The organism is Hyalangium sp., assembly GCF_035629615.1.
In the GTDB taxonomy this organism is placed as follows: Bacteria; Myxococcota; Myxococcia; order Myxococcales; family Myxococcaceae; genus Hyalangium.
In genome coordinates this window covers 1-14994 of the sequence record NZ_DASPHO010000510.1, presented here as the reverse complement: position 1 = coordinate 14994, position 14994 = coordinate 1, and the positions used below count along the sequence as shown (strand labels likewise).

14 protein-coding genes and 1 tRNA gene are annotated in these 14994 nt (G+C 67.3%); 10 read left to right on the top strand and 5 right to left on the bottom strand.

All coding sequences use genetic code 11. The features are described 5' to 3' along the window. The first annotated feature begins 31 nt into the window (after positions 1–31). Both VD972_RS26070 and VD972_RS26065 read left to right on the top strand, forming a co-directional pair. Positions 32–1756 (top strand): hypothetical protein, encoded by a 1725-nt coding sequence (locus VD972_RS26070; RefSeq protein WP_324991443.1) that lies wholly within the window; start codon positions 32–34, stop codon positions 1754–1756. A gap of 89 nt (positions 1757–1845) precedes the next feature. After that, the gene (locus tag VD972_RS26065; protein WP_324991442.1) at positions 1846–2808 is read left to right on the top strand and encodes a peptidoglycan-binding protein; all 963 of its coding nucleotides are present in this window, start codon (positions 1846–1848) and stop codon (positions 2806–2808) included. A gap of 120 nt (positions 2809–2928) precedes the next feature. Here VD972_RS26065 and VD972_RS26060 read toward each other — a convergent pair. After that, positions 2929–3002, bottom strand: a tRNA-Arg gene (locus tag VD972_RS26060). Between the two features lie 358 nt (positions 3003–3360). Here VD972_RS26060 and VD972_RS26055 point away from each other — a divergent pair. The 3 genes from VD972_RS26055 to VD972_RS26045 are packed head-to-tail and all read left to right on the top strand — an operon-like array spanning position 3361 to position 4296. After that, entirely contained in the window at positions 3361–3765 is a 405-nt protein-coding gene (locus VD972_RS26055) for a hypothetical protein (protein WP_324991441.1), read from the top strand. Next, positions 3758–4015: a DUF5985 family protein gene (locus tag VD972_RS26050; RefSeq protein ID WP_324991440.1), complete on the top strand. Its 258-nt coding sequence runs from the start codon at positions 3758–3760 to the stop codon at positions 4013–4015. Before VD972_RS26055 ends, VD972_RS26050 begins: the two co-directional genes overlap by 8 nt. 11 nt (positions 4016–4026) lie before the next feature. Next, positions 4027–4296 carry a DUF5985 family protein gene (locus VD972_RS26045; protein WP_324991439.1) on the top strand — a complete coding sequence of 90 codons (270 nt, stop codon included), beginning with the start codon at positions 4027–4029 and terminating at the stop codon, positions 4294–4296. Between the two features lie 12 nt (positions 4297–4308). Here VD972_RS26045 and VD972_RS26040 read toward each other — a convergent pair whose 3' ends face one another. Next, on the bottom strand, positions 4309–5958 hold the full coding sequence (locus tag VD972_RS26040) for a mechanosensitive ion channel family protein (protein WP_324991438.1): 1650 nt from the start codon (positions 5956–5958) through the stop codon (positions 4309–4311). Positions 5959–6048: 90 nt separating this feature from the next. Beyond that, the gene (locus tag VD972_RS26035) at positions 6049–6297 is read right to left on the bottom strand and encodes a hypothetical protein (RefSeq protein WP_324991437.1); all 249 of its coding nucleotides are present in this window, start codon (positions 6295–6297) and stop codon (positions 6049–6051) included. 501 nt (positions 6298–6798) lie between these two features. Between VD972_RS26035 and VD972_RS26030 the strand changes: the two genes are divergently transcribed. From VD972_RS26030 to VD972_RS26015, 4 genes are all read left to right on the top strand, one after another. Then, positions 6799–8361, top strand: a complete 1563-nt coding sequence (locus VD972_RS26030; protein WP_324991436.1) for a MopE-related protein — start codon at positions 6799–6801, stop codon at positions 8359–8361. 75 nt (positions 8362–8436) lie between these two features. Then, on the top strand, positions 8437–8577 hold the full coding sequence (locus tag VD972_RS26025) for a hypothetical protein (protein WP_324991435.1): 141 nt from the start codon (positions 8437–8439) through the stop codon (positions 8575–8577). Between the two features lie 123 nt (positions 8578–8700). Continuing rightward, positions 8701–9309, top strand: a complete 609-nt coding sequence (locus VD972_RS26020) for a glutathione S-transferase family protein (RefSeq protein ID WP_324991434.1) — start codon at positions 8701–8703, stop codon at positions 9307–9309. Positions 9310–9522: 213 nt separating this feature from the next. Then, complete coding sequence (locus VD972_RS26015; RefSeq protein WP_324991433.1) at positions 9523–10560, top strand: pirin family protein; 1038 nt, start codon at positions 9523–9525, stop codon at positions 10558–10560. A gap of 67 nt (positions 10561–10627) precedes the next feature. On the opposite strand, the gene VD972_RS26010 is transcribed toward VD972_RS26015, so the two are convergent. Both VD972_RS26010 and hppD read right to left on the bottom strand, forming a co-directional pair. Next, positions 10628–12196: a flavin-containing monooxygenase gene (locus VD972_RS26010; RefSeq protein ID WP_324991432.1), complete on the bottom strand. Its 1569-nt coding sequence runs from the start codon at positions 12194–12196 to the stop codon at positions 10628–10630. A 134-nt stretch (positions 12197–12330) separates the two neighbouring features. Beyond that, positions 12331–13416, bottom strand: coding sequence for a 4-hydroxyphenylpyruvate dioxygenase (hppD, locus tag VD972_RS26005; RefSeq protein ID WP_324991431.1), 1086 nt, complete (start codon positions 13414–13416; stop codon positions 12331–12333). A gap of 261 nt (positions 13417–13677) precedes the next feature. Between hppD and VD972_RS26000 the strand changes: the two genes are divergently transcribed. Continuing rightward, positions 13678–14994, top strand: a 1317-nt coding sequence (locus VD972_RS26000) for an FAD-dependent monooxygenase (protein ID WP_324991430.1), incomplete at its 3' end; no start/stop codon positions are given.

Here is a 14994-nt window from a genome sequence, read left to right as displayed (position 1 = left end):
CAATCACGTCTTTTCGCAGGGGAATCAAGTCATGGCATGGGGCTCCAGAGCAGGTGATGCGCGGCGTCGTACGACGCCGTCGCTGCATACCCAGAACACCACCGCGGCCAGGCCCACGGTGCGCACCCACAAGCCCGCGGTGGAAAACCGGCCCCGGGTCAGGCTGGCCGACCTCTTCGAGCGCGCCAAGCCCAGGAGCGGGCCGAGCCTCACCGGTGAGCGGCGGCCGCTCTCCTTCAGGGATGGCAACACGCAGGCCTCGAACACGAGGAACCACCGGGACGGCAGCTCGACGACGACCACCGCCAGCACCGGCCACGGCAACGTCACCGTCAGCCAGAAGAAGAAGGGCACCGATGGCTCGGAGGCGACGGGCTCGGTGTCGGCGACGAGGGACAGCGCCACCGTGTCCGGCTCCGCGTCCTCGAACGGCGTGGGCGTGAACGGCTCGGTGACCGCCAACGCCGACGGCGTCACCGTGCGTGCGGGCGGCTCGGCCGAAGTCAAAGGCCTGAAGATCAAGTTCGGCACGGAGATCAGCCAGACCTCCAACGTCGAGAGCAAGGATGGCTTCACGACGCTCACCGCGACAGGGAGCATGTCGGTCAACCTCGGCGGCGAGGTGGACCTGGGCGCCGTGGGCTTCGGGGGCAACATCACCGAGGGCGTGAAGACGAAGTACCAGCTCCGGATGTCGGACGCGGACTACGCGAAGGTCCGCTCGGGCCAGGCGCCGATGCCGGATCCGTACAACCCGGACACGATGCCGGCGGGCAGCTCGGTGCTGCTCAACAGCACGGACTTCCAGAACACGGGCTTCGAGGCGAGCTACCGCAACCTCAAGCTCGAGACGAACGTCTCCCACGAGCAGGGCCTGTCTGTCGCGGTGGAGAAGACGGGCGCGAACACGGTGCGCGTGACGGCGGGCCCCACCGAGGCGGTGCAGAACAGCTTCAAGCTCGGCCTGAACCTGGGCCCGGCGAGCGCCCACATCGGCAACACGGCGCGGCTGGATCAGTTCAAGCTCAAGACGGCGGAGTTCGATCTCTCCACCGACACGGGCCGCGCCGCCTACAACGCCTTCCTCACCACCGGCAAGCTCCCCACGCAGAACGGCAACGGGATCTCCAACGTCGCGACGGTGGAGAAGATCCAGTACAACTCGACGACCAGTGCCGGCGCCTCGCTGGGGCCCTTGAGCGGCTCGGTCGACCTGGCCAACAGCAACCTGAACATCGTGAAGACGACGTACCCGGATGGCTCGGTGGACCAGGTGACGGACGCGAAGCTCCACGCGGGCACGCCCGTCCACCTCGAGCAGCACTTCAAGCCGGACGGCACCGAGGACTTCTCGAAGCAGAAGATCTCGATGTTCATGGCGGGCGCCAACGGCGGCGCCGAGGAGTTGTTCGCCTCGGCCTACGATGTCAACCAGCACGACTTCGACGGGGATGACGACATCCACCTGTCGTTCACCGCGGACCAGGCGATGGCGCTCTCCCAGCGTGCCCAGGACCACATGGCGCGGTGGGAGCGCGACAATGGGAAGAAGTGGAGCGAGTCCTCGCACATCCAGGACGACCTGCTGATCGAGGCTCTGGCCAAGGCGGATGATCCCACCGACGTGGCGCGCGCTCTCATCGGCGCCTACGGCGGCCCGGGCTGGATGGGCCAGGCGTTCGTGAACATGGCCATTGTCGGTGACGAGTTCGTGCCCCTGCCGGGGACCATCGAGGCTCGGAACCGGAACGACTGATCTCCCGAAATCGAACTGAAAAGAGACTCGCCATGCAAGTTACTGCGACCCATCGTCAAGCCACACTCCCCCCGAATACCTCAGGGGGCATGCTGCAAAGAGGAAGCAAGGGGCCCGAGGTCCTGGCGCTCCAGAAGGCGCTCGCCGCCGCGGGCTTCAATCCCCAGGGCCTGGATGGCTCATTCGGCCCGAAGACCGATGCGGCCCTGCGCGCGTTTCAACGCGCGGCGGGCATCGTCGTCGACGGGAAGGCAGGGCCACAGACCTGGAGGGCCCTGAAGAGCTTTTCGCCTGGCGCTCCCGCGCCGGGTCCGGCGGGCGCTCCCCTGCGCAAGGGAGACATGGGCGCCGATGTCCGCAAGCTCCAGACCCTGCTCGAGCAGCATGGCATTCGCACGGGCGGCGTCGACGGCAACTTCGGCCCGATGACGCAACGCGCGGTGATGGAGTTCCAGCGCGGCAAGGGGCTCAACGCCAACGGTGCGGTGGGGCCGGAGACGTGGGCGGCGCTGGCCAGGCCACCCTCGCCGGCGGGCCCCGTCACGGGCCCTGTCACGGGCCCCGTCACGGGCCCTGATGCGCCCGCCTCGGAGCGCATCCAGTCGATGCTGGGCTGGGCGAAGTCGATGATCGGGACGCCCTACGCGGCGGTCAACCCGTTCCGCTTCGGCGACGTCCTCTGGGACGGCAAGGCCCATAAGAGCGTCAACGGCTCGGATACGGTCTGGCAGTACCCCAAAGGCACGAGAGTCTTCGACTGCTCGGGGTTCGTGGTGGCGGCCTACCGGCAACTGGGCGTCGACCTCGCGGCCCGAGGGCTCGCCTCCACCGCGACGTTCCATGCGGACACGAAGTTCCTGAAGCCGTTGACGCGTGAGCAGCTGGCTCCTGGGGACTTGATCATGTACCAGCCCAAGAACGGCATCGGTCACGTGGTCATCTACATGGGCAATGGCCAGGCCATCGAGGCCGCAGGGGGCAAGGGCGTCACCATGAGCTCGGTGGACTGGGACCGGGTCAAGTCGTTCCGGCGAGTCCCTCTGCCGGAGTGAGCCCGCCGCTCCTGGCAGCGACGCGCCCGCCCGCCCGGCATGTACCCGCCTCCTCCGGGAAAAGCGAAGGGGCTGGAACCACCGGGAGAATTCCCCAGGGATTCCAGCCCCTTCAACCAGCGCGCGATACAGGATTCGAACCTGTGGCCTTTGGCTCCGGAGGCCAACGCTCTATCCAGCTGAGCTAATCGCGCAGGAGGCCTGCAATTGAGGGGAGAACTAGCCGACTTCCCCTGCTGGCGCAAGCACGCAATCCCACAACCGGTGACAGGGGAGCGTCCTTTCCGGAACAGGGCCCTCCCCTGCCGACGAATGGCCAGAGGCCTTGCTCGCAAGAGGGGCAGGCAGCGGGCCGGTGGGCGCCACCTCAGGCACGGCACCAGCGCCTCCAACACGCCGCCCGTGAGCTCCTGAGCACCGAAGCATCCGCAGCGACGACCATGTCCCCTCCGGGCTGGCAAGCACGCGGGTGCCAGATTCCGTGACGCCTTGTGAACAAACCCTTCGCCCAATTAGTTGCTACTCAAACCATTCGGGGCGATAGGTGGGTCCGTGACTGACGCCGCTCTTCCTCAGCGGGTCCAGAACTTCCTCATGACGCACATCGACTCCATCGAGAAGCTGGAGGTTCTCCTCCTGCTTCGAAACCGGGCGGAGCGGGAATGGACGGCATCGGCGGTGGCGCTGGAACTCCGCATCACAGAAGCCTCCGCGGCTGCTCGCCTGGAGGACCTCACCTCGAGCCGACTGCTCGTCCACGACGGCGGGACGCCCCCTGTGTACCGCTACAGTCCCGCCAGCTCCGAGGACGTGCGGTCCATCTCGGAGCTGGCGATGACGTATTCCGAGCGACGAGTGAGTGTCATCACGTTCATCTTCTCGAAGCCGCAGGAGCGGGTGCGCGGCTTCGCGGACGCCTTCTTCCTCAAACAGAGACGGGACGACGACCATGGCTGAGACGGTCTATCTCCTGTGCGCGCTGATGAGCGCGGCGTGTGCAGTCCTCTTGATGCGCGCGTGGAGCCGCAACCGCATGCGCCTGCTGCTCTACAGCGGGCTGTGCTTCATGTGGCTGGCCCTCAACAACTCGGTCCTCTTCATTGACCTGGTGCTGGTGCCTGGGATGGACCTGTCCCTGGTGCGCACCCTCTCCTCGCTGGCGGGGGCCGCCACCCTGCTCTTTGGCCTCATCTGGGATGCCTCCTGATCGGTTCCCCCATGCTCATGCCCTTACTGAATGGCGCGATCGTGATGGCGTACCTGGCCAGCGCCCTCTTCTTCCTGCGCTTCTGGACCCAGTCGCGAGACCGGCTCTTTGGCTTCTTTGCCCTGGCCTTCACGCTGCTGGGCATCAACAGCGGGGGGTTGACGCTGGTGGCGGCGGATGACGAGCGCCGCTACTACCTCTACCTCTTGCGGCTGTTCTCCTTCCTCCTCATCCTCTACGCCATCTGGGACAAGAACCGCACGAGCCCCCGCTCTGGCTGAGCTAGCGCGGGTTCACTCCTTGGGCGTGGAGACCAGGACGTTGCCACCCGGCCGGCCGCCCAGGGTGGCGGGCACCCCGAGCAGCAGCGTGGGCTCTCCCACCAGCTGGTGGCTCGCCTCTGCGCGCATCAGCGGCAGCCCCTGAGGCTGGCGCTGCAGCCAGACCATGAGCTTCTCACGCACCAGGCATCGCAAGTCCCACGCCTTGCCCGCATCCGTGGCGCTCACCAGCGCCCTCAGCAGCATGGTGCGCTCGGAACACCCCGTCACCTGAAGCCCCTGAACCTTGCCGTCCCAGAGCCCCTCGGACTCCTGCTCCAGGATGCGCTTGAGCTCGGCTCGCACCGCGGCCACGTCCGTCCGGAAGTCCGCGTACACCTCCACCGTGCCCAGGATCTCCGGCGACACCTTGCTCCAGTTCTGGAAGGGCTTGTCCAGGAAGTGGCTCATCGGCACCACCAGCCGCCGCAGGTCCCACACCTTCACCACCACGTAGGTCAGGGTGATCTCCTCGATCCACCCCCACTCGTTCTCCACGATGACGGTGTCGCCGATGCGCACCGGCTGGGTGATGGAGAGCTGGATGCCCGCCAGCAGCGTGGAGATGGACTTCTGCGCCGCCAGACCGATGACCAGGCCTGCCAGGCCCGCCGAGGCCAGCAGCGACACGCCGACGCTGCGCACGGCCTCGAACTGGAGCAGCAGCAGCGAGGCCGCCACCAGCACCACGGCGACGTCGATGACGCGCCGGAGCACCGCGAGCTGCGTGCGGATCCCTCGGGCCCGGCCCACATCCTCGCCGCTCGTCTCATGGGCCACCTTCTGCTCTACGAAGAGCGCGGCCAGCCTGACGAAGCGCAGGAGGAACCACGCCACGGTCACGATCACCACCGAGCGAGCGCCCACGTCCACCAGGCGCTGTGCGGGAGGAGGCAGCAGCAGCAGCCGTCCGGCCGCGGCCACCAGCAGCACGAACCCCAGGTAGCGCAGCGGCCCACGCCCCGCCGCCATCACCTGGTCGTCCCACCCCAGCTTCGTCAGCCCCGTGGCGCGAGCCCCCATGCGCAACGCAAGCCCCTCCACGGAGCGGGCCGCCAGCGCACAGACGACCACCACCAGCGCCAGCCCCAGCCACTGCCACAGCTCCAGCACCCAGATCGGCCGGGTGAAGAGGAACGGAGGCAAGGACTCCAGCAGCGGCGAGCCGTGCTCGCTGAAGAGCAGCTCCACGGCGCGCACCGTGTCCTCGCTGAAGACCCACACGGCGCCCTCGGGTGTCTCCACGCGCTGGAGCCGGATGGACCTGCTCCCCTTCTTCAGCGTCACCTGCCCCAGCGTGTCGTAGTGCGGGTCCGCCGGATCTCCCTCGGGCTGATGGCTGATGCGCGAGAAGTCCAACCACAGCTCACGGTCCAGCACGAACATCAGCCTGCGCGCCAGTTGCGGCCCTTCGGAGACCTGTTGCCCGGCAGGCAGGTGCGAGAGAAAGAGGTAGTGAGGCGCACGGCTGTCATCGCGCGCGTGTGCAGCCGCGATGAAGCCCTCGACCGTGGAGGCGGGCGTCCGGCGGTCCACCTCCAGGGGCACGGCCCCCAACCCCTCGTTGAGTGCGAGCGCCGGCAGGGAGGACAGCAATAAAGCAAGCGTGACGGATCGGCGCATTCTCTCGGGTTCCAGCACCGGGCCGCGCGGCGACCCGGCGGCTCCCGAGGCTCATCCCCGAAGCTCCCACCCGACGGCCACACGGTCCTTTTAGTTTGAGTTCAAACTATACAAGTAAGCGCTCCATGTCCAGCCCCCTGTCCCATGGACGACGCGCGCGAACTCGCTCGCCATCCGGGTGGGTGCTGGCAGAGAGCCGGTGAGGGCCACCAGGGAGGAGGCCCTCACCGCGTGACCCCAGGCTACGCCTTCCGCCTTGAAGACGTAGGCGTCCTTCGTCTCCCAGACCTCGAAGCTGGGGACATACGCCCCCAGCCGCTCCGGGAGAAGCTGGGGCATCGGCTCCAAGGACCGGGTGCGCAGCGAGTCCTCGATGAAGGACGGGCGCCGCTGCTCATCGCGGAAGTTGCCCTCGATGATTCCGCGCGCCGCCGTCCCCTACTCCACGGAGCAGGAGGATGGTGCACGTGCTGCGCGCAGCAGGTGGTGACCTGGATTGGAGTTACCCCGATCTCATTAGGGACTCCCGCAGATTGCGTGAACAAGCGCCACGCGGCCACCGTTACTCAGCAGCGCCCCGCAGGGATCCGCCGCACATTCGATCTGCGAGCTTGCCACAGGTATCCTCCCACTGGCCGGCACGACGCACTGAAAGGCTCACCTCGAATGAGAAACAAAGCGCTTCGTGTGCCTCCCCTACGTTGGAACCCAAGCAGAGGCGCGATCCTCACCAGCGCATTCGCCGGTCTGGCCACTGTCCTCTTCGCGTCCTCGGCGCGCGCGGACTTCTGCTCGGCGAGGCCGCCGGACTCATGGCCAGCGCCCGCAAAACCCTACTTCATGATCATCGCCGACAGCTCCGGAGCGATGTCGACTGCCATCGCTTCAAATAATTCCTGCGATTACCCCAACGATCGCCTCGGCCACATGCGCTGCGCCCTCACGAAAACGCTCCCTCCTTATGACGGGCGGGTGAGCATGGGGCTCGCCAGCTTCGCGCGGCGCATGACGAATTGCCCCGCTGGAGCTTGCAACCCCGGGATGAGCGGCTGCACCTTCCAGAGCCTCACCGGCGACGCAGCCGGCCTCACGTGCTCCTCCGGCTGCGGCCCCGAGCCGGCTCCCGCGGCCCCGAGCTCGTCGAGCCGCGCCGGCGCCAACATCCTCGTGCCGATGCTCCGAGACACGACGCCAACGCCGCCGAGCAACATGAGCGAGCTCCTCAGCTGGCTCGACAACCAGTGTACAGGCGCCAAGGAGCTCTTCGCCGACGGCTGCTCACCGCTGAACGGAGCCCTGCGGGACATGTACCGCTCCCTATCGAACCAGTGGACGTATCCCGGGCCTGGAGCCACGGTGACGTTCGTGTCGCCGCTCACCAGCGTCGCGAACGGCGAACGCCCCTGCCGCTCGGTGAACGTGATCCTGATCGCCAATGGGACGGACAACTGCGACATGTCGGCTGACGCGCCTAACGCCGCCGCCGCGCTGCTCACCGGCTTCACGAAGGACGGCATCTCCTGGAGCATTCGGACGTTCGTTATCGAGATCGGCAACCTCGACGCGATGGCCGATCAAATCGCCGCCGCGGGTGGGACGGGCTCGGCATACCACGCGAACAACGAAGCGGAGATCAGCGCCGCGCTCAAGAGCATTATCGACAGCTCGATCAAGACAGAGTCGTGCAACGGCGCTGATGACGACTGCAACAGCTGCGTCGATGAGGGCTTCAACATAGGGCAGGTGTGCACGGTCGGCGTGGGCCCGTGCGAGTCGAGCGGCACGGTGCAATGCGCTGGATTGACCAGCTCAGCGTGCAGCGCGGTGGCCGGGATGCCGTCGGCGGAGACGTGCGACGGCGTTGATAACAACTGTGACGACGCCGTCGACGAGGGCTTCAACGTCGGCCAGGCGTGCACGGTTGGCGTCGGCGCCTGCCAGGCGAGCGGCACGATTGGGTGCACCGCCATGGGCGGAGCTTCGTGCAACGGGGCGCCTGGCTCGCCTGAGCAGGAGACGTGCGACGGCGTGGATAACGACTGCGACGGTGTCGTTGATAATGGCTTCGCTCTTGGCGGGGCGTGCACGGCCGGCGTGGGCGCGTGCAAGGTGAGCGGCACGCTGCAATGCGACGGCATGGGCAGCACGGCCTGCAGCGCCGTAGCGGGCGCGCCGGGGCCGGAGGTCTGCGGCGACGAAGCTGACAATGATTGCGACGGAGAGACCGATGAGGGCTGCCAGGGCGATCCCAACGACGACGACGATCAAGACGGAAACAATCCGCCTGAGAGCGGCTCGTGCGGCTGCACGCTGCCGTCCCCGATGGAGCCGGAGGGCATGATCGCCTGCTTGCTCGGCCTTGCGGCTGCGCTCGTCGCACGCCGAAGGCGCCGCCCGCGTTAGGCCCACGTCCGGCGCGACACGTCCGACGCGCAAGGACTTGCCCTTCTGGGAGGTCAGCCGGGCAGGTCCGCCTCAATGGCATACAGCTTCGTCGCGCTGGGGTCAGGGTGTGAGCTCACCCTGACCCATGAGGGCGTGCTCCCCGACGATGCGCCCCGCACCGAGTCCGGCTGGGCCGGGCTCCTCGACGGGCTCGCGGCGACGGCCTTCCGGTGACGCGGAGGGGTGATGGTCGCCTGATCTTGACTGTGGAGGCGCGGCCGGGCGAAGAAGCAGGCGCCCGGCGTCCGCCTGGGTCATTCCCCGCGCCTTCGGCGCTGCCCCAAGGGAGATCTCCAGATGAAGGTCTATTTCGCCCCCGAGACCCGCTCGCTCCGCCCGCGATGGATCCTCGAGGAGCTCGGTGTGCCCTACGAGCTCTCGAAGCTGGATCTGATGAAGGGTGAGCACAAGCAGCCCGAGTACATGAAGGTGCACCCGCTGGGCGTGGTGCCGGCTCTCGATACCGGTGAGTTCACGATGTTCGAGTCCGCGGCCATTGTGATGCACCTGGCGGACAAGTACCCGGAGAAGGGGCTCACCCCGGCGGTGGGGACACAAGAGCGCGCGGAGTACTACCAGTGGATCCTCCTGGCCATGACCGAGGCGGAGCCGCCGCTCATCACCATCCTCCTGAACACCGTGATCTTCCCCGAGGCCGAGCGTCAGCCCGCCGCCATCGGGCCGGCCAGCCAGCGCTTCAAGGTCGTGGCCTCCGTCATCGACAAGCGCATGCAGGGCCGTGACTACATTGTCGGCAACACGTTTACCGCGGCCGACGTGGTGATGACCGGTGTGCTCCGCCTGGGGGATCGGCTCGGACAGCTCGGCGACTTCCCGGGGCTGCAGGCGTATGTGAAGCGGCAGCTCGAGCGCCCGGCGGCTGTGAGGACCTTCAGCCAGCAATAGCGGAGCATTCCTTCCGCCAGCGTCGCTCGGGTCATCTGTCGTAGGCTGGCATCGACCCGGCGCGCGGGTGGGCAGAGGCCGATCGCTCTGCGGGCCTGAGAGCGGAGGTGGAACGTGAGTCACGTGACTCGAAGAGATGCTCTGAAGGCGATCGCCGCGGCGGGCGCGTCCGCGAGCTGCTCGCGAGGTTCTGGAAGCCGTGAGGAGAAGGACATGAGCCAGAAGGGGAACCAGACGCCAGAAGTCGTCATCAGCACCAAGCCGCTCGGGTACGCCTGGCCCACGCCGGACCCGTTCATCTTCTGCGTTCACCACGATGACCGGTACCCGGCGGGCAACGAGCAGATGGGGCCGGCCGCCTCCCTGAGCGGCCGCGAGCTCGGCCAGGACTTCGGGGGGAAGGACGGCTGGAACATGTACCATGGCCGGGTCGTCCCGGGCTTCCCGCAGCACCCACATCGCGGCTTCGAGACAATAACGGTCGTGCGCAGCGGCTTGCTCGACCACGCCGACTCGGTCGGGGCCGCGGCCCGCTACGGCGGGGGCGACGTCCAGTGGCTCACCGCGGGCAAGGGCATCCAACACTCGGAGATGTTCCCTCTGCTCAATCGAGACAGCGTCAACCCGCTGGAGTTCTTCCAGATCTGGCTCAACCTGCCGCGCGAGGACAAGTTCGCGCAGCCTCACTTCTCCATGCTGTGGCGGGACACCCTCCCCAGGCACGTCGTGCGTGATGAGGCCGGACGGACGATCGAGGTGACGATCGTCGCCGGTCGACTCGGCGAGCGGAGTCCGCCGCCGCCTCCGCCCAAGTCCTGGGCGGCGCGCTCTGACACGCAGGTCGCCATCTGGACGATCAAGCTGAGCCCCAACGCTCGGTGGACGCTGCCGGCGGCTCCGCTCGGCGTGAACCGTTCGTTGTACTTCTTCCGTGGGACAGGGCTGCGTGTGGGCGGCCGCGCCATAGCCCCCTCTCACGCGATCGAGCTTCGCGCCGAGGCGGATGTGCTGCTGGAGGGCGGACCGGACGAGGTCGATCTGCTGCTCCTGCAGGGACGACCGATCCGTGAGCCGGTCGCGCAGCAAGGTCCGTTCGTGATGAACTCGCGCGAGGAGATCTACCAGGCGTACGCCGAGTACCAGCAGACCCAGTTCGGCGGCTGGCCATGGCCGCGCCATGATCCGGTCCACTCGCGCGAAGAGGGACGGTTCGCGCGTCGCCCCGACGGCAGCATCGAACGGCCGGCCTGAGTGGCAAGGGGGGCAGGGGCTTCGCTCCAAGGCGTGAGCCCCCGTCCACCATGACACCCCCGCGCGGCTACGCGCTCTTGGCCTTGGGAGCCTCGGCCTGCTCCTTGGCCGCCAGCGCCTTCCTCAGCACCTCGAGCTTCGTGCGCTCTTCGGCCGTCATCTCGGGAGAGGTGAAGGCGCCAAACGCCGCGGCATCGGCCCCATACTGTTCCGCCGCGCCAGGGAAGGCATCCGGCCCGTTGAGCCGGAACCCAGAAGGCGAGAGCGGGCCGAACATCAACGGCCGCTGGAGCTGCGGGTATTGATCGAGGTTCGGCTCCGTGCCCAGCAGGCGCGAGAAGCTGAGCACCATCGACTGGAAGTCCTGATCCTGCGGCTTGCCACGAGTGGCCTGGTAGCTCGCGACGCCCTTCCTCATCTCCTCCACCGAGGGCTTGTGAACCACGTTGGCCCACGCGTAGGTCACCCAGCGCGCCTGCAGCTCCAGCAGCGTCCAGAAGGGGCCCTCCACCATGAACTGCCCCACGAACGCGAGCCCTTCCAGCTCGGGATGGAAGGTGAAGTGGTGCAGATCCATATGGCGCTCGTCCACGCCCATGATCTGGCGGAGCTCTTCTGACAGGAACGGCAGGTTCACGTCGTAACCGGTGCTCAGGATGATGGCGTCGATCTCTTCACGGGTGCCATCCTCGAACGTCACTTGTTGCCCGCGGACTTCCTTGATCCACTGCTTCTGCGTGATCTTTCCTTCCGCGATGAGCGGCAGGTAGTACTGGCTCAGCGTGGCGCCGGCCTCGAGGAAGTTCTCGGACGGCTTGAAGGCGCCGTACTGCTCGGGGTTTCCGCTCGTGCGGATGATGTACTCCTTGGCCCACTCGGCCATCTGCTCGAGGGGGTAGACGTCCGAGGCGAGCGCGCCCCAGCGTGTGAAGGAGAGATGCTCGTTGGGCACGCCCCCGGAGACCTTCTGCATGATGTAGCGCTGGCGCCGCAGCGTCGAGAACACCCGCTGAGTGCCGAGCGTGGCGAGATCGCTGGTGATCTCCAGCCCGCTGATGCTGCTGCCGCCCACCACCACGCGCAGGCCGCGATACTTCTCCGGGTTCTTGTAGTGGAAGGAGTGCGTCACGCCCCCGGAGCCGGTGAAGGTCTCCAGCCCTGGGATGGGCGGGATGTAGGGCTTGTTGAAGCGGCCGGAGGCGACGATCACGTAGTCGAACGACTCCTGGCGCGAGGCGCCCCCCTCCGGCTTGAAGGACACCTGGTAGCGCCCGTTGCCCTTGCCGCGCTCGATCTGCTCGACGGGCGTGCGCAGCCGGACGTGCCGCATGAGGCCGAACTTCTCGGCGTAGCGATGCAGGTACGCGAGCATCTGCTGGTTGTGCGCGTACATCAACGTACCGGGCTCATGGGGCAGGTCGCTGAGGTAGGTCATCACGCGCGTGCTGTTGGCGCGCATGTTGGGCCAGACCCCGCTGTGGGCTCCCCGGGCGTTCCACTGGCCGCCAATGTCGTCACTCTGCTCGAAGAGGACGGGCTCGAAGCCGTGGGCCTTGAGGTACCTGGCGGCTGCCAGCCCTCCCGGCCCTGCTCCCACGATGGCGACTCGCTTGCTCACCGCTGGCTGTCCGCTCACTGCGACTCCTGAGGAATGGCGCTGGATTGCACCTGCTCGACCATTAGAGGGAATCGCCGAACCTGCCGCAAGTCAGGTGTGGAGCTGGGGCAGAACGCTTCCTCGGCACTCTTGCGGCCAGCCAGGCCGCATTCTCAGGCGGTGGCCCGGAGGCCTCGGGCCTGCTCCCGCTCCTTCGCCTCGAACAGCGCGCGGATGTTGCCGCCGCCGAAGCCACGCGAGTTCAGCCGCTGGATGACCTCGAAGAACAGGGTCCGCCGCGGGTGCATGGAGCGGGTGAAGGCCTGCAACAGGATGCCGTTCGTGTCGCGGTCGGCGAGGATGCCGTGCTCACGCAGCTTGCGAAGATCCAGCTCCGTCTCGCCCAGCCGCTCCGGCAGCGCCTCGTAGTAGGCGGCTGGGATGTTGAGGAACTCGAGCTGGCGGCCGCTCAGCGCCCGGATGGTCTCCGCGATGTCCTGGCTGAGCAGCGCCATGTGCTGAACCCCGGGCCCTCCATGCAGCTCGAGGAACTCCTCGATCTGCCCGCGGCGACGGCTGCCAGGCGCCGGCTCCATCATGGGGAAGGTGATGCGGCTGTGGGCGTTCGCCACCACCTTCGAGTTCATCCCGCTGTACTCGGCCCTCACGTTCTCTGAATGGAGCAGGTGGAAGTTAAAGACCTCCTCGTAGAACCGCACCATGCTGTCCAGCGTGCCCGGCGCCACGCAGATCGCGACGTGGTCCAGGGAGTCAATGGCCGAGACGGGCGGGGGCGCGAACAGGAACGTCTCCTGGAAGAGCCCCGGCATGAACACGCTCTCCCGCCCCTCACGCTGGACGAACGTGTGGACGAGGTCCCCCATCGGCGCCGCCACCGTCGCGGAGATGACCCGGGCCCCGCCTCCTTCATGCACCACGGGCTCACGAACGGGCCGTGCGCCGCGGCGTACGGCCTCCTCGAACGCCTTCACCGCGTCGGGAGTCTGGAACGCGATGTCCTTCACGCCGTCGCCGTGGCGGCTGACGTACTCGGCCGCCTCATCCGTCGGCGTCAGCGCCATCGCGAGCACCACCTTCATCGAGCCCTGCTGCAGCAGGTAGGCCCGCTGGGAGCTCATCCCTGTCTCCGGGCCCGCCTCCGCGACCACGCGGAATCCCAGGGCCGAGCAGTAGAGACGGGCTGCCTCGCGCGCATCCTTCACATAAAACCGGAGATGATCGATTGAACGGGTGATCATATAGGGTCCAGTTTGGCTTGTTTTGCGTGTTTAACGAGATTTGGCGCTTACTCTGCATAAAGTGCTTTGGGTATGCAACAGTTTTTGGCTTGGAGATCTCGATTTGCGGGGAATAGGGCCCGGGTGAAGGCGCCGCGGCCAGGGGCTTGGGGACACTTCAGCGCAGTTCGGGATCAGGGGGGCGGCGCTTGACGCCCTCTCCGCTCGTGGTGCACCGTGCGCCCTCGTTTTCCTGGTTTTCACGCGCACCGGTACTGCTCGATGAGCTCAGAGACGCACCCCCAGCATCCGTACCTCCCGGCCGAGGAACAGCGCACCCGGAACAGGCCGCGGCGCCCCGTGGTGATCTGCGGAGCGGGCCCGGTGGGGCTCACCACCGCCGTGGGACTGGCCCGCCAGGGACACCCGATCGTCGTCCTCGAGAAGGACTCCACGTACAGCATCGGCAGCCGCGCCATCTGCTGGGCCGAGCGGACGCTCGACATCTGGAGCCGGCTGGGCTGCGTTGAGCCCATCCTGGAGCGGAGCGTCACCTGGAGCATCGGCCGGGTCTTCCGCCGCGGCGAGGAGGTCTATCACTTCAACCTCAAGCCCGCGGCCAACCACAAGCACCCGCCCTTCCGCAACCTCCAGCAGTACGAGGTGGAGGCGTTCCTCTTCCAGGCCAGCCAGCACTTGGGCAACGTCGACGTCCGCTGGACGCACCAGGTCACCCAGGTCCGGCAGGGGCCCGAGAGCGTCATCCTGGAGGTCCAGACGCCCGAGGGCTCGTACGAGCTGGAGGCCGCGTACGTCGTCGCCGCGGATGGCGCCCAGAGCGCGGTCCGGCAGAGCCTGGGGCTGGACTTCGAGGGGGCCGTCTTCGAGTCTCCCTTCCTGATTGCCGACATCCGGATGAAGGCGGCCTTCCCCCCCGAGCGGCTGTTCTGGTTCGACCCGAGCTTCCACCCAGGCCGCTCGGCCCTGCTGCACAAGCAGGCCAACAACCTCTGGCGCATTGATCTTCAGTTGGAGCCGGGGGCGGATCCGGAGCTGGAGCGCAGCCCGGAGCGCGTGGCGCCGCGCATCCGCGCGATGGTGGGGGAGGGCATCCCCTTCGACGTGGTGTGGAGCAGCGTGTACACCTTCAAGTGCCGCCGCCTCGCCAGCTTCCGCCACGGGCGCGTGATCTTCGCCGGGGACGCCGCGCACCAGCTCTCGCCGTTCGGGGCCCGCGGCGGCAACTGCGGGACGCAGGACGCGGACAACCTGGTGTGGAAGCTCGACCTGCTCTTGAAGGGGCTGGCCCCCGAGGGGATCATCGACAGCTACAGCGAGGAGCGCATCTTCGGGGCGGACTTCGACATCATGACCGCGATGCGCAGCAACCACTTCATCGCCCCGCAGACCCGCACCCGGCAGCTCTTCCGAGACGCGGTCCTCTCCCTCTCCCAGAAGTGGCCGTTCGCGCGCCCGCTCGTCAACAGCGGCCGCATGTCCAACCCTGTCCCGCTGCGCTCCTCCTCCCTCAATACCCCGGACACCGACGAGTTCTCGGCGACGATGGGTCCTGGCAGCCCGTGCCCCAACATCGGGGTG

Bases quoted from the DNA above. Each gene is read 5' to 3' on its own strand.
- VD972_RS26045 (WP_324991439.1), top strand. From the start codon at position 4,027: ATGCTCATGCCCTTACTGAATGGCGCGATCGTGATGGCGTACCTGGCC.
- VD972_RS26015 (WP_324991433.1), top strand. From the start codon at position 9,523: ATGAGCCAGAAGGGGAACCAGACGCCAGAAGTCGTCATCAGCACCAAG.
- VD972_RS26050 (WP_324991440.1), top strand. From the start codon at position 3,758: ATGGCTGAGACGGTCTATCTCCTGTGCGCGCTGATGAGCGCGGCGTGT.
- hppD (WP_324991431.1), bottom strand. From the start codon at position 13,416: ATGATCACCCGTTCAATCGATCATCTCCGGTTTTATGTGAAGGATGCG.
- VD972_RS26025 (WP_324991435.1), top strand. From the start codon at position 8,437: ATGGCATACAGCTTCGTCGCGCTGGGGTCAGGGTGTGAGCTCACCCTG.
- VD972_RS26065 (WP_324991442.1), top strand. From the start codon at position 1,846: ATGCTGCAAAGAGGAAGCAAGGGGCCCGAGGTCCTGGCGCTCCAGAAG.
- VD972_RS26020 (WP_324991434.1), top strand. From the start codon at position 8,701: ATGAAGGTCTATTTCGCCCCCGAGACCCGCTCGCTCCGCCCGCGATGG.
- VD972_RS26035 (WP_324991437.1), bottom strand. From the start codon at position 6,297: ATGCCCCAGCTTCTCCCGGAGCGGCTGGGGGCGTATGTCCCCAGCTTC.
- VD972_RS26030 (WP_324991436.1), top strand. From the start codon at position 6,799: ATGATCATCGCCGACAGCTCCGGAGCGATGTCGACTGCCATCGCTTCA.
- VD972_RS26070 (WP_324991443.1), top strand. From the start codon at position 32: ATGGCATGGGGCTCCAGAGCAGGTGATGCGCGGCGTCGTACGACGCCG.
- VD972_RS26040 (WP_324991438.1), bottom strand. From the start codon at position 5,958: ATGCGCCGATCCGTCACGCTTGCTTTATTGCTGTCCTCCCTGCCGGCG.